At 67.4% G+C, this 19,135-nt stretch carries 19 protein-coding genes; 6 read left to right on the forward strand and 13 right to left on the reverse strand.

Features of this window, described 5'->3' with window-relative positions:
* Together NMD1_RS07700 and NMD1_RS07705 are read left to right on the forward strand one after the other, a co-directional pair.
* Window positions 1-398 (forward strand): amidohydrolase family protein (locus tag NMD1_RS07700; RefSeq protein WP_147457736.1); only part of this gene is annotated, 398 nt, incomplete at its 5' end.
* Between the two features lie 37 nt (window positions 399-435).
* A complete protein-coding gene (locus tag NMD1_RS07705; protein ID WP_125954303.1) occupies window positions 436-1,113 on the forward strand; it encodes an NnrU family protein in 678 nt (225 codons plus the stop codon).
* A gap of 36 nt (window positions 1,114-1,149) precedes the next feature.
* On the opposite strand, the gene NMD1_RS07710 is transcribed toward NMD1_RS07705, so the two are convergent.
* From NMD1_RS07710 to NMD1_RS07750, 9 genes are all read right to left on the reverse strand, one after another.
* Entirely contained in the window at window positions 1,150-1,509 is a 360-nt protein-coding gene (locus tag NMD1_RS07710) for an iron-sulfur cluster assembly accessory protein (RefSeq protein ID WP_125954304.1), read from the reverse strand.
* Window positions 1,506-2,018 (reverse strand): GNAT family N-acetyltransferase, encoded by a 513-nt coding sequence (locus NMD1_RS07715; protein ID WP_125954305.1) that lies wholly within the window; start codon window positions 2,016-2,018, stop codon window positions 1,506-1,508. Before NMD1_RS07715 ends, NMD1_RS07710 begins: the two co-directional genes overlap by 4 nt.
* Window positions 2,018-2,509, reverse strand: coding sequence for an SUF system Fe-S cluster assembly protein (locus tag NMD1_RS07720; RefSeq protein ID WP_125954306.1), 492 nt, complete (start codon window positions 2,507-2,509; stop codon window positions 2,018-2,020). Before NMD1_RS07720 ends, NMD1_RS07715 begins: the two co-directional genes overlap by 1 nt.
* Window positions 2,506-3,687 (reverse strand): cysteine desulfurase, encoded by a 1,182-nt coding sequence (locus NMD1_RS07725; protein ID WP_125954338.1) that lies wholly within the window; start codon window positions 3,685-3,687, stop codon window positions 2,506-2,508. Before NMD1_RS07725 ends, NMD1_RS07720 begins: the two co-directional genes overlap by 4 nt.
* Before the next feature lie 62 nt (window positions 3,688-3,749).
* Window positions 3,750-4,490 (reverse strand): SufD family Fe-S cluster assembly protein, encoded by a 741-nt coding sequence (locus NMD1_RS07730; protein WP_194919070.1) that lies wholly within the window; start codon window positions 4,488-4,490, stop codon window positions 3,750-3,752.
* Complete coding sequence (gene sufC / locus NMD1_RS07735) at window positions 4,487-5,230, reverse strand: Fe-S cluster assembly ATPase SufC (protein ID WP_124810088.1); 744 nt, start codon at window positions 5,228-5,230, stop codon at window positions 4,487-4,489. The genes NMD1_RS07730 and sufC overlap by 4 nt, the downstream gene beginning before the upstream one ends.
* A 2-nt stretch (window positions 5,231-5,232) precedes the next feature.
* Window positions 5,233-5,736, reverse strand: a complete 504-nt coding sequence (locus tag NMD1_RS07740; RefSeq protein WP_125954307.1) for a DUF559 domain-containing protein — start codon at window positions 5,734-5,736, stop codon at window positions 5,233-5,235.
* Window positions 5,733-7,229 (reverse strand): Fe-S cluster assembly protein SufB, encoded by a 1,497-nt coding sequence (gene sufB / locus NMD1_RS07745; RefSeq protein WP_124810091.1) that lies wholly within the window; start codon window positions 7,227-7,229, stop codon window positions 5,733-5,735. The genes NMD1_RS07740 and sufB overlap by 4 nt, the downstream gene beginning before the upstream one ends.
* Entirely contained in the window at window positions 7,226-7,657 is a 432-nt protein-coding gene (locus NMD1_RS07750; RefSeq protein WP_124810092.1) for an SUF system Fe-S cluster assembly regulator, read from the reverse strand. Before NMD1_RS07750 ends, sufB begins: the two co-directional genes overlap by 4 nt.
* A 420-nt stretch (window positions 7,658-8,077) precedes the next feature.
* On the opposite strand from NMD1_RS07750, the gene NMD1_RS07755 reads away from it, so the two are divergent.
* From NMD1_RS07755 to NMD1_RS07765, 3 genes are all read left to right on the forward strand, one after another.
* Window positions 8,078-9,112 (forward strand): quinone-dependent dihydroorotate dehydrogenase, encoded by a 1,035-nt coding sequence (locus NMD1_RS07755; protein ID WP_125954308.1) that lies wholly within the window; start codon window positions 8,078-8,080, stop codon window positions 9,110-9,112.
* Window positions 9,113-9,131: 19 nt separating this feature from the next.
* Window positions 9,132-10,880 (forward strand): gamma-glutamyltransferase, encoded by a 1,749-nt coding sequence (gene ggt, locus NMD1_RS07760; RefSeq protein WP_125954309.1) that lies wholly within the window; start codon window positions 9,132-9,134, stop codon window positions 10,878-10,880.
* A 164-nt stretch (window positions 10,881-11,044) separates the two neighbouring features.
* Window positions 11,045-12,805 (forward strand): long-chain fatty acid--CoA ligase, encoded by a 1,761-nt coding sequence (locus NMD1_RS07765; protein ID WP_125954340.1) that lies wholly within the window; start codon window positions 11,045-11,047, stop codon window positions 12,803-12,805.
* Between the two features lie 27 nt (window positions 12,806-12,832).
* On the opposite strand, the gene NMD1_RS07770 is transcribed toward NMD1_RS07765, so the two are convergent.
* The 4 genes from NMD1_RS07770 to NMD1_RS07785 all read right to left on the reverse strand — a co-directional run bounded on the left by NMD1_RS07770 (window position 12,833) and on the right by NMD1_RS07785 (window position 16,268).
* Window positions 12,833-13,360: a hypothetical protein gene (locus NMD1_RS07770; RefSeq protein ID WP_124810095.1), complete on the reverse strand. Its 528-nt coding sequence runs from the start codon at window positions 13,358-13,360 to the stop codon at window positions 12,833-12,835.
* Window positions 13,361-13,456: 96 nt separating this feature from the next.
* Window positions 13,457-14,182 carry a tRNA (guanosine(46)-N(7))-methyltransferase TrmB gene (locus NMD1_RS07775; RefSeq protein WP_125954310.1) on the reverse strand — a complete coding sequence of 242 codons (726 nt, stop codon included), beginning with the start codon at window positions 14,180-14,182 and terminating at the stop codon, window positions 13,457-13,459.
* A gap of 171 nt (window positions 14,183-14,353) precedes the next feature.
* The gene (ctrA, locus tag NMD1_RS07780; protein ID WP_124810097.1) at window positions 14,354-15,055 is read right to left on the reverse strand and encodes a response regulator transcription factor CtrA; all 702 of its coding nucleotides are present in this window, start codon (window positions 15,053-15,055) and stop codon (window positions 14,354-14,356) included.
* A 193-nt stretch (window positions 15,056-15,248) separates the two neighbouring features.
* The gene (locus NMD1_RS07785) at window positions 15,249-16,268 is read right to left on the reverse strand and encodes a tetratricopeptide repeat protein (RefSeq protein ID WP_223806702.1); all 1,020 of its coding nucleotides are present in this window, start codon (window positions 16,266-16,268) and stop codon (window positions 15,249-15,251) included.
* Window positions 16,269-16,556: 288 nt separating this feature from the next.
* Between NMD1_RS07785 and NMD1_RS07790 the strand changes: the two genes are divergently transcribed.
* Window positions 16,557-19,133: a cyclic nucleotide-binding domain-containing protein gene (locus NMD1_RS07790; protein WP_125954311.1), complete on the forward strand. Its 2,577-nt coding sequence runs from the start codon at window positions 16,557-16,559 to the stop codon at window positions 19,131-19,133.
* Window positions 19,134-19,135 lie beyond the last annotated feature (2 nt).

Here is a 19,135-nt window from a genome sequence, read left to right on the forward strand (position 1 = left end):
CTCAATCGAACGTCGGGCGGATGAAGAAGGCGGGGGTGAAGGTCGCCATCGGCAATTTCTACGATGGCGAGCAGCCGCGCTATGCGCCGCAATATGCCGGCAACCTCGTGGGCGTGGCGCGCGTGCCGGGCGCCACCGGGCTGACCTGGGGCGAGGCGCTGGCGGCGATCACCTCGGTCCCGGCCGAGATCATCGGGGAAGGCGATCACTTCGGCAGCCTGAAGCCCGGCCGGGCGGCGGACGTGGTGGTGTGGGACGGCGATCCGCTGGAGGTTACGTCCGGCGTGGTCGCGGTTTACGTGGACGGCGTGGCCCAATCGCTGGCCAATCACCAGACACGGCTGCGCGACCGCTATCGGCACCCGCAGGAAGGGAGCTTGCCCAAGGCCTATCAATAGACGCGGCGGACCGCGCCGCGCGGGAGGGAGAACGAACATGGATGCTTCGGTCGTGATGCTCGTGGCGGCGTCGACAGCGTTTGTCGGCACCCATTTCCTCCTGTCGCACCCCTTGCGCGCGCCGCTGGTCGAGGCGCTGGGGGAACGGGGCTTTGCCGGGGTCTATTCGCTGGTCGCCTTCGCCACGCTGGGCTGGGTGATCGTGGCCTTTCGCGCCGCGACGCCGGGGCCGCTGCTGTGGAACGGATGGGCCGACGCGCCCTGGCTGGTGGCCAGCGTGCTGACCGTGCTGGCGATGGCGCTGCTGCTGGCCTCGCTCATCGGCAACCCGGCCATGCCCGAGGCGTCGATGGCAGGCTTGGCGACCCGTGAGGCGCGCGGCGTGTTCCGCGTAACGCGCCATCCGATGATGATGGGCTTTGCCCTGTGGGCCGTGGCCCACGTGATCGTGGCGCCCAGCGCGCGGGTTATCGTGCTGGCGGGGGCGATCGCGGTGCTGGCGCTGGTCGGCGCGCATATGCAGGATCGCAAGAAGCTGGCGCTGCACGCCGATGCCTGGCGCGCCTGGTGCGGCCGCACCGCGTACTGGCCGCATGTGGGGCGGCTGGCCGATCTGGGCTGGTTCTGGCTGGCGGGCCTTGCCGCGTGGATCGGGGTGACCTGGCTGCACCTGTGGCTGTCGGGCATTCCCGCCGGCCTGTGGCGCTGGTGGTAATGACCGGAACCGGCAGCACCGGCTCCGCGAAAAGGATCAGATCGTGAAGCTCTCGCCGCAGCCGCACGTGCCCTTGGCATTGGGGTTCTGGAACACGAACCCCGCCTGGAAATCGTCTTCCACCCAGTCCATCGTGCTGCCGACGAGGTAGAGCACCGACGCGCCATCGATGAAGAAGGTGCCGCCGGGCGTTTCGATCCGTTCGTCGAAGCCGCTGGCCTCGTTCACGTAGTCCACCGAATAGGCAAGGCCGGAGCAGCCCCGGCGCGGGGTGGAGAGTTTCACCCCGATCGCGCCTTCGGGCGCCGCCTGCATCAGCGTGGCGATCCGCGCTTCGGCCGATGGCGTCAGCAGGACGGCGGCGGGCCGGGGGCGGGTGGTCGTGGTTGTCGTCATGTCAGCCTCTTCTGCCAGAACAGGGCGTGTCCGGCCTGGGGATCGAGCGTGTAATCGCCATAGCCAAGCGCGGCATAGACCGCCTTGGCGCGTTCATTGCCGCTCAGCACTTCGAGCGTGACCTTGCACGCACCGATCGCGCGCGCCTCGTCCTCGATGGCGGCGAACATGGCGCGGGCGATGCCGTGGCCGCGATGGCCGGGCAGCACGACCATGTCGTGAATGTTGACCAGCGGGCGCGCCGCGAACGTGGAATAGCCGGTGAAGCAGTTGCTGAGACCCACCGGCTGGCCATCGATCCGCGCGATCAGCGAAAAGGCGCCGGGATGGCCAGCGAGGCCATCGACCAGCCGCGCCTTCGCGTCGTCGGCCAGCGGCGCGCCGCCGCCCATCGGATCGCGGGCATAGGCATCGAGCAGCGTCACCACGGCAGCGGCGTCGGCCGCGTGGCCATAATCGGCGCGCGTCACCGTCAGGCTGGCTGCAAGCGTGGTCGCCGCCGTGGCCATCACAGCATGCCCAGTTCGAGCTTGGCTTCGTCGCTCATCTTCTGCGGGTCCCAAGGCGGGTCCCAGACGAGGTTCACCTCGGCCTCGCGCACGCCCGGCACCGCGCCCACGCGCAGTTCGACTTCGCCCGGCATCGATTCGGCGACCGGGCAATGCGGGGTGGTCAGCGTCATGGTCACGGTGGCGTGGCCATCGGCGGTTACGTCCACGCCGTAGATAAGCCCCAAGTCATAGATGTTGACCGGGATTTCAGGGTCGAAGATCTCACGCAGCGCGTCGATCACCGCTTCGTAGGTTTCGCCGCCCGGCTCGCCCGCGCTCACCCCCTGCGGCTTTTCCGCCAGGAAGCCTTCGAGATAGTCGCGCTTGCGCTCCAGCTTCTCGGCCGGCGTTTCAGGCGGTTCGGGAATGTCTTCCACGCGGGCGCGGCGCGGCGCGGCCACGTCTTCGACTTCTTCCACGGTGAACCTGGGTTCCTCACCGTTCGTCATCCGAAAATCCTCATCGTCCGTTCGATGCCGCGCACCAGCGCGGCGATATCGCTGTCATCGCTGTAGATGCCGAAGCTGGCGCGGGCCGTGGCGGGAACGCCAAGATGGTCCATCAGCGGCTGCGCGCAATGGTGCCCTGCGCGGATCGCCACGCCTTCCTCGTCGAGGATCGTACCAAGGTCGTGCGGGTGCACACCTTCCAGCGCGAAGCTGACGATGCCGGCGCTGTCCTCGGGGCCGAACAGGCGGACCGAATTGAGCCGCGAGAGTTCGCCACGCGCCCGCGCCACCAGCGCGGCTTCGTGGGCGTGGATCGCGTCCAGCCCGATGCCTTGCACGAAATCCACCGCCGCGCCGAAGCCGATCGCCTCGACGATCGCGGGCGTGCCCGCCTCGAAGCGTTGCGGCGCGGGGGCATAGGTCGTTTTCGCGAAGGTCACCCGGTCGATCATCGAGCCACCGCCCTGCCAGGGCGGCATGGCATCGAGGATGTCGGCCCTGGCCCACAGCGCGCCGATGCCCGTCGGCCCATAGAGCTTGTGTGCCGAGCAGACGTAGAAATCGCAGCCGAGCGCCTTCACGTCCACGGCGAGGCGGGCGACGGCCTGGCAGCCATCGAGCAGGATCTTGGCACCGACGGCATGGGCCAGCTTCACCGCCTGTTCCACGGGAAGCATCGAACCGAGCACGTTGGACACATGCGCGAAAGCCACGAGCTTGTGCGCGGGGGTGAGGATGCGTTCGGCCGCTTCCAGATCGATGCGCCCGTCCGGCGTCAGCGGGCAGACGTCAATTTCCACGCCGGTCCGTTCGCGCAGCAATTGCCAGGGCACGATGTTGGAATGGTGCTCCAGCACCGAAAGCAGGATGCGGTCGCCGGCCTTCAGATTGGCCTGCCCCCAGGTCTGCGCGACCAGGTTGATCCCCTCGGTCGCGCCTCGCGTGAACACGATCTCGCCCTCGTCCCCGCCCAGCAGACCGGCGACCTTGCGCCGCGCGGCTTCGAACGCCAGCGTCATGTCGGCCGAACGGGTATAGACCCCGCGGTGGACGGTAGCGTAGTCCGCGCCCATCGCGTGCGTCACCGCGTCGATCACCTCTTGCGGCTTCTGCGCGGTGGCGGCGGTATCGAGATAGTGCCAGCGGCTGCCGTCGGGATTGCGCAGGCCGGGCCAGATGTCCCCCTCCCGCTTGCGGGAGGGGCCAGGGGTGGGCTGATCCTGGGTGAGTGCTGCCGTCGTCACAGCAGCCCCTCCAGCGCCTTGAGCGCGGCTTGCGTCAGCGCGTCCTCGTCGGCCGCGCCGACGAAGGCTTCGGCGATGAACGCCTGCAGCATCAGCTTCTTCGCGTCCGCCGGGGGAAGCCCGCGCGATTGCAGGTAGAACAGGCCCTGCGCGTCAAGCTCGCCCACCGCGCAGCCGTGCGCGCATTTCACGTCGTCGGCGAAGATTTCGAGTTCCGGGCGTGCGTTGGCGGTCGCCGTCCGGTCGAGCAGCATGGCGCGGACCGATTGCTCGGCATCGGTGCCAATCGCGCCGCGCGCCACGGCGACACGGCCGAGATAGGTGCCGGTGGCATGGCCGCCCAGCACCGAACGCACGATCTGGCGGCTCTGCGCGTCGGGCTCGGCGTGTGTCACCTCGGTCACCACTTCAAGCGTCTGCGCGCCGCCGCCCAACTGCGCAGCGCCCAGCGTGAAGTCCGCGCCCTTGCCCAGCGTGACGGTCACGCCGATGCGGCCATAGGCAGCCCCGGCGTTGAGCAGGCGCAGGTCGAACACCGCGCCGTCTTCCAGTGTGATCGCGATCTCGCGCGCTTCCGGGCCGTTGCCGTCGGCGATGAGCGACAGGGCGGCGCTTTTCCCGGCGGGCACGCGGACGACTTGCACCGCCGCCGGCCACACCGTTTCCAGCGCGGCCAGATCGGCGTAGCGATAGCCCTCGTCCTTGCGGGTGGGCAGGGGCAGGGCAGCCGCGTTCACGCCGCCACCGCCTCGTAACCATGCTGTTCGAGTTCGAGCGCCAGTTCGGGGCCGCCCGACTTCACGATGCGGCCGCCGGCCAGCACGTGCACGAAGTCCGGCTTCACGTAATCGAGCAGGCGCTGGTAATGCGTGATCAGCAGCACCGCCTTGTCCGGCTTGCGCATGATCGCGTTGATGCCTTCGCCGCAGATGCGCAGGGCATCGATGTCGAGGCCCGAATCGGTTTCGTCCAGAATCGCCAGCCGGGGATCGAGAATCCCCATCTGCACCATCTCGGCGCGCTTCTTCTCGCCGCCCGAAAAGCCGACGTTCACCGGGCGCTTGAGCATGTCCATGTCCATGCGCAGCAGGCCGGCCTTTTCCTTGGCGAGCTTCAGGAATTCCCCGCCCGAAAGCGGCGCTTCGCCCCGGCCCTTGCGCTGCGCGTTCAGCGCCTCGCGCAGGAACTGGACGTTGGACACGCCGGGAATCTCGACCGGATACTGGAAGCCCAGGAACAGCCCGGCTGCCGCGCGCTCGTGCGGCTCCATGGCCAGCAGGTCGGCGCCTTCGAACGCGACCGAGCCGCCGGTGACCTCGTAGCCGGGTCGTCCGCCCAGCGTATAGGCCAGCGTGGACTTGCCCGCGCCGTTTGGCCCCATGATCGCGTGGATTTCGCCCGCGTTCACGGTCAGCGACAGGCCCTTGAGAATGGCCTTGCCGGCGATTTCGTTGGAAAGGTTATCGATCTGGAGCATGCTTATCTCTGGTATCCGCGCGCGGCGCCTTGCCGGTGACGGTTCTGGTTCGGGCGGGACGAGGCGCGCTGTTCGTGCCAGCGGGCCTTCATTTCGGCGAGCACGGCGCGGGCGGCCCCTTCGGGATCGGCCAGCACGTCGGCGGCGGGATAGCGGATCACCTTGATGCCCACTTCGCCCAGGCTGCGATCACGCCGGCGCTCGATCTCGGGCGGGTTCGTGCCTTCGTCGAGCGCGACCACCAGCTTGAGCGGCTGGCAGGCGAAATCGACGATGGCCGATCCGATCACCGCATAGCGCTTGAAGCGGTACCGCCCGAGGTCGGCCTTGGCCAGCTCCGCCGCCAGCGCGGCCTGCGCCGGGGTGGGCGACCGGCGCATCTCGCGCGCGGCATCATGCAGCGTATCGAGCCGCGATTCGGCGATGTTCCAGCCACGCCCCTTTTTCTGGAGCTTGGGCGCGTCGGCCCGCTCCTCCACCGGCTTGAGGGTAAGCGTCTTCTTCAACCGACTGATCCTTCCAGGCTGATACCCAGCAGCTTCTGCGCTTCCACCGCGAATTCCATCGGCAGTTGCTGCAGCACCTCGCGCGCGAAGCCGTTGACGATCAGCGCCACGGCGCTTTCCTGGTCCAGCCCGCGCTGCATCGCGTAGAACAGCTGGTCGTCGCTGATCTTGCTGGTGGTCGCCTCGTGCTCGATCGTCGCGCCGGGGTTGCGCACCTCGATATAGGGCACGGTATGCGCGCCGCATTCACCGCCGAGCAGCAGCGAATCGCACTGGGTGAAGTTGCGCACGCCATCGGCCTGCGGGGCCACGCGCACCAGGCCGCGATAGGTGTTGTTCGACCGGCCGGCGGAAATGCCCTTCGACACGATGGTCGAGCGCGATCCCTTGCCGTTGTGGATCATCTTGGTGCCGGTATCGGCCTGCTGGTAATTGTTGGTGACGGCGACCGAGTAGAACTCGCCGACCGAATCCTCGCCGTTGAGCACGCAGGACGGGTACTTCCACGTGATCGCCGATCCGGTTTCCACCTGCGTCCACGAAACCTTGGACCGCGCGCCCTGGCACAGCGCGCGCTTGGTCACGAAGTTGTAGATGCCGCCCTTGCCCTGGGCATCGCCGGGATACCAGTTCTGGACGGTGGAATACTTGATCTCGGCATCGTCGAGAGCGACCAGTTCGACCACCGCGGCGTGCAGCTGGTTCTCGTCGCGCTGGGGCGCGGTGCAGCCTTCGAGGTACGAGACGTAGGCGCCCTTGTCCGCCACGATCAGCGTGCGTTCGAACTGGCCGGTATTCTCCGCGTTGATGCGGAAATAGGTGGACAGCTCCATCGGGCAGCGCACGCCTTCGGGGATGTAGACGAAGGTGCCGTCGGAGAAGACGGCGCAGTTGAGCGCGGCGAAGTAGTTGTCGTGCATCGGCACGACCTTACCCAGCCAGCGCTTCACCAGATCGGGGTATTCGCGGATCGCCTCGCTGATCGAGCGGAAGATCACGCCGGCCTCTTCCAGCTCCTTGCGGAATGTGGTGGCGACCGAAACGCTGTCGAACACCGCGTCGACCGCGATCTTGCGCGCACCTTCCACGCCGGCGAGCACTTTCTGCTCCTCCAGCGGAATGCCCAGCTTTTCATAGACGCGCAGGATTTCGGGATCGACCTCGTCCAGCGATTTCGGCCCGTCCTTCTTCTTGGGCGCGGCGTAGTAATAGGCGTCCTGATAGTCGATCGGCGGCACGTTGAGCTTTGCCCAGTCCGGCGTCTCCATCGTCAGCCAGTGGCGATAGGCGCGCAGCCGCCATTCGAGCATCCATTCCGGCTCCTGCTTCTTGGCGGAGATGAAGCGGACGGTCTCTTCGGACAGGCCCTTGGGCGCGAATTCCTGCTCGATGTCGGACGTGAAGCCCCACTCGTAGGTTTCGAGCTTCTTCGCCGCGTCGCGCGCGGCCTGGTCCCTTTCTGGGGTGTCCTGTACCTGGGTTTCTTCGGTCATGCGGTAGCCTCCGCCGCGATCGGGCGGGCAAACTGGGTAAGGGGGACGGCGGACAGCGCGCCGCGCAGCGCCGCATCGACGACGGGCCAGTGCGGGCGGACGGTACAATCCTTCTCGAGCGAGCAGGTGCAGTCCTGGCGGACCGGCGTGCTGCACGGGGCCAGCGCGATCGGGCCTTCCACGGCCTCGATGATATCGGCCAGCGTGATCGCGGCTGCGGGGCGGGCCAGCTTCAGCCCGCCGCGCGCGCCGCGCACCGACTTCAGCAAGCCGGCGGCCGAAAGCTTGCTGACCAGCTTCTGCACGGTAGGGGCGGGCAGGCCGGTTTCCTCGGCCAGTTGCTGCGCGCTGATCCGCGCCCCGCCGCAATGGCGTGCGGCGGCGGTCATCGTGACCACGGCATAGTCCGCCATGCTGGAAAGACGCATCGCCTGGGAGTCTCCGGGAACGCGGGCTGCAAATCAGACCGAATCGTTCCGGTTATCTAGGCGCGGCTCTCCACAAGCGCAAGGCGCGGAGGTGGCGGTTGCAAATCAGTGCGGTGCGTGACCGGAAAAGAGCGAAAAAAAGGCGGCCGAACCCCGAAGGGCATCGGCCGCCGTAAAGTCGAGAACCCGATACATCACTGCACCGAGCCCTTCGGGTCGCGCGGTTTGTCTATGGGATTGGCCGAGTCGGTAATTGTACGGATTCGACAAAAACGGTTGCGGCGGCGCAACAGGTTGAAAAAATGCCGTTAGTTATATGAAATATCGATGCACGATGGCAGCAATCGCACTTGGCTTGGGACACCGCAGACGCAATAGGACGGAACTTCTTCCCCGATCCGGATGCGGACTTCCCGTTTCATGCTCTATCGACTGCTGCGCCCCTTGCTGTTTCGCGTACCGGCTGAACAGGCACACCGGCTTACCCTGATGGCGCTTGGCGCCGCGCCGCTGGCGCGGCGGCTGGCGCCCGAGCCCGCGCTGACGCAGCGCGTGGCGGGCATCGTCTTTCCCAACCCGGTGGGCATGGCGCCCGGCTTCGACAAGAACGCGCAAGTGCCCGACGCGGTGCTGCGCCTGGGTTTCGGCTTTACCGAGATCGGCACGGTAACGCCGCGTCCGCAGGCGGGGAACCCCGAGCCCCGGCTGTTCCGGCTGGTGGAGGACCGGGCGGTCATCAACCGCATGGGCTTCAACAACAACGGCGCGGATGCGGTGGCCGCGCGGCTGCGTACCCGCCTGGGCAAGCCGGGGATCGTGGGCGTCAACATCGGCGCCAACAAGGATTCGGCCGACCGCATCGCCGACTATGCGGCGATGACACGGACGATGGCGCCGCTGGCGACCTATCTCACGGTCAACATCAGTTCGCCCAACACGCCCGGGCTGCGCGCGTTGCAGGACGAAGGCGCGCTGGCCGAATTGCTGGATGCGGTGATCGAGGCGCGCGGCGCGCTGGCAACGCCGGTGTTCCTGAAGCTTGCCCCCGATCTCCAGAGGGCCGATGTCGACGCGATCTGCCGCATTGCGCTGGACAGGCGGCTCGATGCGCTGATCGTGTCGAACACCACGATCGAGCGGCCCGCTTCGCTGCGATCGGTCCATGCCGGAGAAACGGGCGGGCTTTCGGGCGAGCCGCTGCGGCAGATGGCGCTGGAACGCCTGCGCGAATTCCGCAAGGCGAGCGGCGGCGCCATTCCGCTGATCGGCGTGGGCGGCATCGCCAGCGCCGACGATGCGTGGCAGCGCATCCGTGCGGGCGCCAGCCTGGTCCAGATCTACAGCGCGATGGTCTACGAAGGACCGGGCCTTGCGCGCGCGATCGTGACGGGCCTGGCGAAGCGTGTACGGCAAGAAGGCATGACGAGCATTGCGGAGGCCGTCGGGACCGAATAGCCTTGCGGCCATGCTATCGATGAAAATGCCCGGTCGCGCGCTGCTTGCAGCGCTTCTGCTCACGTCCGCCTGCGCCCCGATGGGCCAGATGGCCTCCACCACCCCGCAGGCCGCGCCGGCGCCCGCTCCCGCGGATGGCGTGCCGGTGGGCGAGAAGGGGCTGGTGTCCGCCGCCGATCCGCGCGCGGCCGAAGCGGGTGTGGACATGCTGCGGCTGGGCGGAACCGCCACCGACGCCGCGATCGCCACGATGCTGGCGCTGACCGTGGTCGAACCGCAAAGCTCGGGCATCGGTGGCGGCGGCTTCCTGGTGCTGGGCGACGCGGCGGGCAAGGTCGAGACGGTGGACGGCCGCGAAACCGCGCCCAAGGCCGCCGGTCCGCAGTGGTTCTACGTCAACGGCCAACCGCTGCCGATCGTCGAAGCTATTCCGGGCGGGCGCAGCGTGGGCGTGCCGGGCAACCTGCGCCTGGCCGCGCTGGCGCACGCCCACTACGGCAAGCTGGCGTGGCGCGCGCTGTTCCAGCCGGCGATCCGGCTGGCCCGCGATGGCTTCGTCATGACGCCGCGCCTTTACGCGATGCTGAGCCGCTTCCCGCGGACCGGCGCGCTCGATCCGCAGGCGCGCGCCATCTACTACGGGGCGGATGGGCAGCCGCTGCCCGCGGGCACGGTGATCCGCAATCCGGCGCTGGCCGAAACGCTGGAGAAAATCGCGGCGCAGGGGGCCGACAGCTTCTATGCGGGCGACAATGCCGGGACCGTGGCCGCCAAGGTCGGTACCGCGCCCCGCAATCCCGCGCCGCTGACCACGGCGGACCTCGCCGGCTATCAGGCGAAGGGACGCGCGCCGGTGTGCGGCGATTACCGTGGCTACCGCGTATGCGGGATGGGGCCACCGTCCTCGGGCGCGACCACGGTCTATGCCATTCTCAAGCAGCTCGAACGCTTCGATCTGAAGGCGCTGGGGCCGGACAACCCGGTATCCTGGCACCTGATCGCCGAATCCGAACGGCTGGCCTACGCCGATCGCGACCGCTACCTGGGGGACAGCGATTTTGTCAGCGTGCCGGTCGCCGGGCTGACCGATCCCGCCTATCTGGCGACACGATCCGCGCTGATTTCGGACAAGGGCTCCCTGCCGTCGGTCGCGGCGGGGACGCCGCCGGGCGTCCGCACCGCTTTCGCGCCCGCACGCCCGCAGGAAGAGCACGGCACTACCCATTTCGTCGCGGTGGACCGCTGGGGCAACGCCGCCAGCTATACCTCCACGATCGAAAGCCCGTTCGGCTCCGGCCTGATGGTCGGCGGCTATTATCTCAACAACGAGCTGACCGATTTCAACATCGTGCCCGATCGCGATGGCGTGCCCACCGCGAACCGGGTGGAAGCGGGCAAGCGGCCGCGCAGTTCGATGGCGCCGACGCTGATCTACGGCCCCGATGGCCAGCTGCGGCTGGCGATCGGCGCGGCCGGCGGGGCGACGATCCCGGCCCAGGTCGCCAAGGCGATCATCGGCGTGCTCGACTGGGGCCTGCCCGCGCGCGAGGCGATCGCCCTGCCGGTGATCTTCGCGCCCGGCGGCGACGTGGTGTTCGTGGAAAAGGGCTCCGCGCAGGAAGCGATGATCCCGGCGCTGATGGCGCTGGGCCACCGGCAGGTCATCGCGCGCGAGGCTTCCTTCAAGGCCAACGCGATCGAACGCGTCGGCGATCGCTGGCGCGGCGCGGCCGATCCGCGCAGCGAAGGCGCGGCGGTGGCGCCCTGAACGCTTTCCGATAGGCGTGTCCGCCCGCGCAAGGTTGCCGTAGCGGCGCAGCTTCTCTAGGACTTTCCCCTGCGCGAACGGTGGAGCAAAAGCCGGCGCGCGGGTGGGGCAGAGGACCGGACGTGCAGCTCAGCGATTTCGAACAATTTCCGAACCTGGTCGCAATGTTCTTCGACCGCGCGCGCGCGCGGGGCGATGGGCCGTTCCTCTCGGCCAAGCACGATGGCGCGTGGCGGGCGATCACCTGGCGCGAGGCGGCGGACCGGGTCTGCCTGATGGCGGAGGCCCTGCGCGGGCTGGGCCTGAAGGATGGCGACCGGGTGGCGCTGGTGTCGGAAAACCGGCCCGAATGGTGCCTGGCCGATCTGGCGATCATGGCCGCCGGGCTGGTCACCGTGCCGACCTACATCACCAATACCGAGCGCGATCACCTGCACATCCTGGAAAACTCCGGCGCGCGCGCGATCGTCGTTTCCAACGCCAAGCTGGCGCGGCCGCTGCTGGCGGCGGCGCTGCGCGCGCCCTGCGCCGAACACGTCATCGGCATCGAGCCGCTGCGGCAGGCGCAATCGGGCACGCTGACGTTCCACGACTGGGACGCGCTGCTGGCGGGGGACGCGGCGGCGGCCCGCGCGGCGGTGGAGGCGCGCATCGCCGGCATCGGGCGCGCGGACACTGCCTGCATCATCTATACCAGCGGCACCGGCGGCGCGCCGCGCGGGGTGGTGCAGCACCACGGCGCGATCCTGTGCAACGTGGATGGCGCGGCGCATATCCTGGCCAACGATTTCGGCTGGGACGAGGAAGTGTTCCTGTCGTTCCTGCCGCTCAGCCATGCTTACGAGCACACCGGTGGCCAGTACCTGCCGATCGGCATGGGCGCGCAGATCTTCTATGCCGAAGGGCTGGAAAAGCTGGCGAGCAATATCGAGGAAGTGCGTCCCACGCTGATGGTCGTGGTGCCGCGCCTGTTCGAAGTGCTGCGCACGCGCATCATGAAGCAGGTGGAAAAGCAGGGCCGCGTGGCCAACTACCTGATGGGCCGGGCGCTGGCGATCGGCGAACGCCAGGCGCAGGGCCGCGGCCGGCTGCTGGACCGGCCGATGGATTTCCTGCTGGAAAAGAGCCTGCGCCCCAAGATCCGCCTGCGCTTCGGCGGCCGCATCAAGGCGATGGTTTCGGGCGGGGCGCCGCTCAATCCCGATGTCGGGGTGTTTTTCGAGGCGATGGGCCTGACCATGCTGCAGGGCTATGGCCAGACCGAGGCCGGGCCGGTGATATCGTGCAACCGCCCCGCGGCGGGCATCAAGATGGACACGGTCGGCCCGCCGATGAAGGGCGTGGAGGTCCGCATTGCCGAGGACGGCGAAATCCTCGTGCGCGGCGAACTCGTCATGCACGGCTACTGGCACAACCCGGCGGAAACCGCGCGGGCGATCCAGGATGGCTGGCTGCACACCGGCGACATCGGCCATCTCGATGCCAACGGCCGGATCGTCATCACCGACCGCAAGAAGGACATGATCGTCAACGACAAGGGCGACAACGTCTCTCCGCAGAAGGTGGAAGGGATGCTGACGCTCCAGCCCGAAATCGCGCAAGCGATGGTTTCGGGCGACAAGCGGCCCTATCTGGTCGGCCTGATCGTGCCCGATGCGGAATGGGCGGTGGAATGGGCGCGCGAACAGGACGAGAAGTTCGACGTGGCGACGCTGCAGGGCCTGCCCGCCTTCCGCAACGCGATTCGCGACGCGGTGGACCGGGTGAACCGGGATTTGTCGGTGATCGAGAAAGTCCGCCAGTTCACGTTCGCGGACGAGGCGTTCAGCATCGAGAACGGCGAGATGACGCCCAGCCTCAAGATCCGGCGGCACAAGATCCGCGAGCGGTACGGCGCGCGGATCGATGCGCTCTACAAGGCGTAAAGGGGCTGTTTTTCAGGCAGTCCGTTATCAGGCGGCTTCGAGTTCGACGAACTCGGGATAGAACTTCGGCGCGCGGGGCGACCAGCCCGGCGCGGTGGCGGCGGCTTCGCTGATCGACTGGAGCAGGCCCTTGCGCCGTTCCGGCCGGATCTGCGGCAGCGCCGCGGCGCCGCAGAACCCGCCCGGCAGCCATGGCCGCACTTCGGCGCCCAGCAGGCGTTCGTAGAGGAAGCGATAGGCCGAGAAGCAGCTGAGCCGTTCCTGCCCCAGATCGAACGCGGTCACGCGCATCAGCTTGCCCATGAAGCTTTCGAGGCCGTCGGGGCCGGGGCCTTCGGGCAGGACCGTGCGCAGTGTCTTGAGATCCTGATAGATCACGTACTGCGCGCGGATCGATGCGGTTTCCTCACCGCTGCGCGCCCACAGGCGGAACGCGTCCTGCCGGCCGAGGCCGACATCCAGACTGCGCCGGATATAGCGTTGTTCGGCGGCCGAGAAGCTCGCGAATTCGCGCATCTCGGTCAGGATCAGCGTAGCGGTGTCGGCGTTCGACATGAACCAGCTCCTGCCTTGGTGTCCCCGCGACTCCGGGGGGACCGGCATGCTGGATCATGCGCCATGCTTGGTTATTTTGAGGTTAACCCTGTCGCCTCAGCCTTCCTGACGGCGGCGATAGCGGAAATACCAGACCTCGTGGCCGTAGACGTTGCGCGCCTTGGCCTCGTAGCGCGTTTCCGGCCAGCCGCCGGGGCGGTTCTGGAACTGCGCCGGCTTTTCGCACAGCCATTCGAACGCATCGCGATGGCGGCGCATCACCATCAGGGCATGGCGCAGGTAGATGGCGTGGTCGGTGCCGAAGCGGAATTCGCCGCCCGGTTTCAGCTTGGCCGCGAACAGGCGCAGCGGGCCGTCGTTCATCATCCGCCGCTTGGCATGGCGCGCCTTGGGCCAGGGATCGGGATGGAGCAGGTAGAGAAACGAGAGCGAGCCGTCGGGAATGCGCGCCAGCACCTCCAGCGCATCGCCGTGATGGATGCGCACGTTGGGAATGGGTGGGTGCCGGCCGCCATCGCCGTCAAGGTGCGTCAGCGCCTGCGCCACGCCGTTGAGGAAGGGTTCGGCGCCGATGAAGCCGTGATCGGGCAGCATGTCGGCCCGTGCGGCCATGTGCTCGCCGCCGCCGAAGCCGATTTCGAAGTGGAGCGGGCAATCGTGCCCGAACAGGCGTTCGGCAGTGACCGGGCCGTCCGTCGGCACGGCGATCTGCGGTAGCATGGTATCGACCAGCGCCTGCTGGCCCTGGCGCAGGGGCTTGCCCTTGGCGCGTCCGTAGAGGCGGTTGAGCGTGGTGGGATCGCCGGACTTGTGCGCGGTCATGAAACGGGGCCTGCTGGTCGGTAAAGCGGCGCGCCTAGCAGACCGGCGATGCGTTGGGGAGGGGGGAGCAGGGAGGGGGGAGGGAGCGCCCGCAAACGAAAAGCGGCCCGCACCCCCCGGAGCGGACCGCTTTCGTCAGGAACAGACGCTGCGGGAAATGAGGGCGGGAAATCAGGCGGCCTCGACGTCCAGCTTGTCGTCCGGATCGCGCAGCACATAGCCGCGGCCCCAGACGGTTTCGATGTAGTTGTCGCCACCGCAGGCGTGCGCCAGCTTCTTGCGCAGCTTGCAGATGAACACGTCGATGATCTTGAGTTCCGGCTCGTCCATCCCGCCGTAAAGGTGGTTCAGGAACATTTCCTTGGTCAGCGTGGTGCCCTTGCGCAGCGAAAGCAGCTCGAGCATCGCGTATTCCTTGCCGGTCAGATGCACGCGCGCGTTATCGACCTCGACCGTCTTGGCATCGAGGTTGACCGAAAGCTTGCCGGTGCGGATGACCGATTGCGAATGGCCCTTGGAACGGCGCACGACCGCATGGATGCGGGCGATCAGTTCCTCGCGGTGGAAGGGCTTGGTCACGTAGTCGTCGGCGCCGAAGCCGAAGCTGCGCACCTTCGAATCCATTTCCGAAATGCCGGAGAGAATGAGAACCGGCGTCTGCACCTTGGCGACGCGCAGCTTCTTCAGGACATCGTAACCGTGCATGTCCGGCAGGTTGAGGTCCAGAAGGATGATATCGTAATCATAGAGCTTGCCGAGATCGAGGCCTTCTTCCCCGAGATCGGTTGAATAGACGTTGAAACCTTCGGCCGAAAGCATCAGCTCGATGGCCTTGGCCGTGGTCGGCTCGTCCTCGATCAGCAGCACACGCATACAACCGCCCCTTCTCGCCATAACAGGATGGCAGCGTTAATCCCTCGTCAAACGCTCTTGTCCGACATTAACCATAGGACCAATGAACATTAAAGGTTAATTTCGCGTAAATGCCGCAATCGCGGCGAGTCGCGCGGGTTTTCAACAGGCGCTGGAAACGATGGGGCCGGACGGCGGAAACCGCCGGCGGCGGTCAGGCGCCGGGAACGGCCAGAGTGGCGGCGGCCTCGCGCAGCCGGCGGCTGGCCGCCTGATCGTTGCGGAACGCGGCCAGGCCGTCCTGCAGCGCCTTGCCGGCCTTGCCCGGCTCGCCCAGCTGCATGCGGCTGCGCATCAGCATGATCCACCCATCGGGATTGCCGGGGTTCTGGGCGAGCTTTGCCTCCAGCCCGTCGACCATGCCGCGCACCATCGCCTCCTGCTGGCCCTTGGGCAGACCGGCGGCGGCTTTCATTTCATCGCCCGTCGGGCCGGGAATGCCGGAGGCCGCCTTTTGCGCACCATCGGTAACCATGCCGGCGGCCGGCGCCGCGAAGCGCGCTTCGGCCAGCCTCTTGTCCACGTCGATCTTGTACTTCTGACCCACGTTGCGGATCACGTCGCGGATATCGTCGGCATAGGGCGCGTCGGACGGGGTGTCCGCCAGCAGGTCGAACCACATGTCGATCGCGCGGCGGTGCTGGCCCGAAAGGTCCATCGCCACCGCCTTGAAATACCGTGCGCGTGCATCCTTGGGATCGAGTTGCAGCGCGCGGTCGAACGCGGCCTGCGCATCGGGGGGTATCCGCCCCTCGCTGTCGCTCGCCAGCACCAGCGCCTCGCCCAGGAACGAGAAGGTTTCGGCGTGATCGGGATCGAGCCGGGTCGCCTTCTTCAGCGCGGTCGCGGCTTCGGCATAGCGTTCGGTCTGGAAATAGGACCAGCCCAGCATGCGCCAGCCTTCGGCGTTTTCCGGATCGGCCTTCAGCTTGGCCTCCAGCTTGGCGATCACATCGTCGACCGAAGGCGCCTGGCTGGCATCGGCCGTCGCCGGCGCGACTACCGCGGCTTCCTGCTTCTGCCCGCGATAGATGGCGACGCCCGCCGCGGCGATGGCCATGACCGCAGCGCCCGCCAGCAGCACCTTGCCCAACCAGCCCGCCCCGCCCGCGGCCTGCGGAGCCGGGCTTTCGAGGGCGGGACTTGCGGAAGGAGACTGCTCGGCCTCGGTCATCGAAATCTCCTTGCGGCGTTCTTGCGCTGCAACCGCATATCGCGCTCGCGCACCATGTTGCAAGGCGATGCGCGGCGGCCCTTGCTATGGCGGCCCGGAAGCGGCCGGCGCGTCCTTGCCCAAACCCACTCCACCCCGGTCCGCCCCCCTTGTATGCGGCACCGCGAATTTGCGGGTGGCAAAGCCCGGTTCATCCGCTAATGTCCGCGCGAATTGGGGTCGCAAATCGGTTGATGGAAAGCAGGAACCCGCAGAGGTCCGCTTTCGTGTTGCGGGGGACGCACACCGGTGAGCGAAGTCTACAAAGTTGCGATCATCGGCTCCGGCCCGGCGGGCATGAGCGCAGCCAGCCGTGCGGCACAGCTCGGGCTGAGCCATGTGCTGCTCGAAAAATCGGGCCATCTCTCCGACACGATCTACAAATACCAGAAGGGCAAGCACGTGATGGCCACGCCATCGCAGCTGATCCTGCGGTCCGACCAGGAGTTCGACGCCGGCAAGAAGGAGGACATCCTCGACAAGTGGAACCGCCGCACCGCCGAGCTGGGCGTGAACGTGAAATACAACGCCGATGTTAAGGCGATTCGCGGCACGGGCGAAGCGATCCCCGGCTCGGTGCAGCAGATCGTCTCCCGCGCGCGGGACGGGTCCACGACCACCGCCGAGCTGCAACGCCATGCCCCGCCCTATGCGATCGAGCTGACCAGCGGCGAGACGGTGCTGGCCGAAAACGTGGTGCTGGCGATCGGCACGCAGGGCAATCCCAACCTGCTGCGCTGCCCCGGCGCGGACCTGCCGCACGTGACCTACCAGCTCGACGACCCTTACGCGATTCTCGACGAGCACGTCGTGGTGATCGGCACGGGCGACGCGGGGATCGAGAACGCGCGCGGCCTGGTCGAGGATGCGGCGCAGGGCAATGTCGTCACCGTGCTCAACCGCGCGCCCAAATCGACCAACGTGCGCGAAAGCTTCCCCACCGCCAAGGAGCCGAACGCCAAGGCGCTGGTCGAGGACGACGCGGCAGGCCGGCTGACGATCCGCTACGAAACCGAGACCAAGGCGGTCGAACCGGGCTGGATCACCCTGTCCACGCGCGATGGCGAGGAAAAGATCCGCTGCGACCGGATCATCGCGCGCATCGGTTCGGCGCCGCCGCGCGCCTTCGTCGAAGGCTGCGGCATCGCGTTCGCCAGCGCCGACCGGCTGGCCTTCCCAACGCTTTCGCCGCAGTTCGAATCGACCGCGCCCGGCATCTTCGTGATCGGCGCGCTGGCGGGCTATCCGCTGATCAAGCACTGCATGAACCAGGGCTATGACGTCATCGAGTTCATCAACGGCAACACCACGCTGAAGCCGGCGGACGAACCGCTGCTGGAAGCGCGGTTCCGCGATCTGCCGGGCAACCGGTCGGTCACCGAATGGTTGGAGTTCCTGCGCACGCGGATCACCATCCTCGAAGGCATGACCACGCTGCAGCTGCGCGAATTCATGCTCGATTCCGATGCCCGCGCCTATCGCAAGGGCGAGGTGATCTTCGAGAAGAACGATCCGGGGTCCTCGCTGTTCGCGATCGCTTCGGGATCGGTCCACGTCCGCATCGATCCGAACGATCCCTCGCGGGTCGTGCCCATTCCCGCAGGCACGATCTTCGGCGAGGTAGGCCTCATTTCCGGCCGTCGGCGCGGCGCGACGATCGTGGCGGCGGAGGATACGATCTGCGTCGAGATCAGCCGCAACGCCGCTCTCAAGCTGCAAAGCCAGGTGCCGACGGCCCGGCGCGCGATCGAGCGCATTTCCACCGAGCGGCAGATCCTGCAGATGTTCGGATCGGGGCTGACGCCCGACGATATCCGCGAAGTGGTGGAAACCGCGCGGATCGAACAGGTGCCGGCGGGCAAGCCGATCATCAGCGAGGGCGACGAGGATCGCGATGTCTTCGTCATCCGCGTGGGATCGATGATCGTGGAGAAGGAAGTCGGCGGCAAGCCGGTGTTCCTGTCCTACCTTCCGGCCGGCTCCTACGTCGGCGAGATGGCGCTGATCGATGGCGGCCAGCGCACCGCGACGGTGCGCGCGGCGATCAAGTCCGAAGTGATCCGCATCGATGGCGATGCCTTCGCCCGCGTGCTGGCGGCGAAGCCGACGCTGCTGGAGCGCGCGCGCAAGGACATGGAAGGCCGCCGCAAGACCAACGCCTTCATCGAATCGCGCAAGGACAGCTTCTCGGGCGTGGTCGACCTCTATTCGGAGCAGGCCAAGTTCCTCGTCAGCCAGGGGCTGGGCGAGGCGACCGACGTGCTGCTGATCGACGAGACGCTGTGCGTGGGCTGCGACAACTGCGAGAAGGCCTGCGCGGACAGCCACGACGGCCTGTCGCGGCTGGACCGCGAGGCGGGGCGCAGCTTTGCCCACCTGCACGTGCCGACCAGCTGCCGCCACTGCGAGCACCCGCACTGCATGGCCGATTGCCCGCCCAACGCGATTCAGCGCGGGCCGGACGGCGAAGTCTCGATCAACGATACCTGCATCGGTTGCGGCAACTGCCAGCGCAATTGCCCCTATGGGGTGATCCGCATGGAGAAGGTGCCGCCGAAGAAGCCTTCGCTGTGGTCGTGGCTGTTCTTCGGCAGCGGCCCCGGGCCGGGCGAGCCATCGTACAAGTGGTCGAAGAAGCACACCAAGTACACAGGCGATCCGGCGGTGGACGAACTGCTCGACCGCAAGAAGGCGATCAAGTGCGACATGTGCGCCGGGATCGACGGCGGCCCCAGCTGCGTGCGGGCCTGCCCCACCGGCGCGGCGATCCGCGTCTCGCCCGACGAGTTCCTGACCGTCGCCCGGCTCGAGAACGAGGAGGCCTGACC

The sequence above is a fragment of the Novosphingobium sp. MD-1 genome (genome assembly GCF_001014975.1).
GTDB lineage: Bacteria > Pseudomonadota > Alphaproteobacteria > Sphingomonadales > Sphingomonadaceae > Novosphingobium.

Bases quoted from the DNA above. Each gene is read 5' to 3' on its own strand.
- NMD1_RS07705 (WP_125954303.1), top strand. From the start codon at position 436: ATGGATGCTTCGGTCGTGATGCTCGTGGCGGCGTCGACAGCGTTTGTC.
- NMD1_RS07710 (WP_125954304.1), bottom strand. From the start codon at position 1,509: ATGACGACAACCACGACCACCCGCCCCCGGCCCGCCGCCGTCCTGCTG.
- NMD1_RS07715 (WP_125954305.1), bottom strand. From the start codon at position 2,018: ATGGCCACGGCGGCGACCACGCTTGCAGCCAGCCTGACGGTGACGCGC.
- NMD1_RS07720 (WP_125954306.1), bottom strand. From the start codon at position 2,509: ATGACGAACGGTGAGGAACCCAGGTTCACCGTGGAAGAAGTCGAAGAC.
- sufC (WP_124810088.1), bottom strand. From the start codon at position 5,230: ATGCTCCAGATCGATAACCTTTCCAACGAAATCGCCGGCAAGGCCATT.
- sufB (WP_124810091.1), bottom strand. From the start codon at position 7,229: ATGACCGAAGAAACCCAGGTACAGGACACCCCAGAAAGGGACCAGGCC.
- NMD1_RS07750 (WP_124810092.1), bottom strand. From the start codon at position 7,657: ATGCGTCTTTCCAGCATGGCGGACTATGCCGTGGTCACGATGACCGCC.
- NMD1_RS07755 (WP_125954308.1), top strand. From the start codon at position 8,078: ATGCTCTATCGACTGCTGCGCCCCTTGCTGTTTCGCGTACCGGCTGAA.
- ggt (WP_125954309.1), top strand. From the start codon at position 9,132: ATGAAAATGCCCGGTCGCGCGCTGCTTGCAGCGCTTCTGCTCACGTCC.
- NMD1_RS07765 (WP_125954340.1), top strand. From the start codon at position 11,045: ATGTTCTTCGACCGCGCGCGCGCGCGGGGCGATGGGCCGTTCCTCTCG.
- NMD1_RS07770 (WP_124810095.1), bottom strand. From the start codon at position 13,360: ATGTCGAACGCCGACACCGCTACGCTGATCCTGACCGAGATGCGCGAA.
- NMD1_RS07775 (WP_125954310.1), bottom strand. From the start codon at position 14,182: ATGACCGCGCACAAGTCCGGCGATCCCACCACGCTCAACCGCCTCTAC.
- ctrA (WP_124810097.1), bottom strand. From the start codon at position 15,055: ATGCGTGTGCTGCTGATCGAGGACGAGCCGACCACGGCCAAGGCCATC.
- NMD1_RS07785 (WP_223806702.1), bottom strand. From the start codon at position 16,268: ATGACCGAGGCCGAGCAGTCTCCTTCCGCAAGTCCCGCCCTCGAAAGC.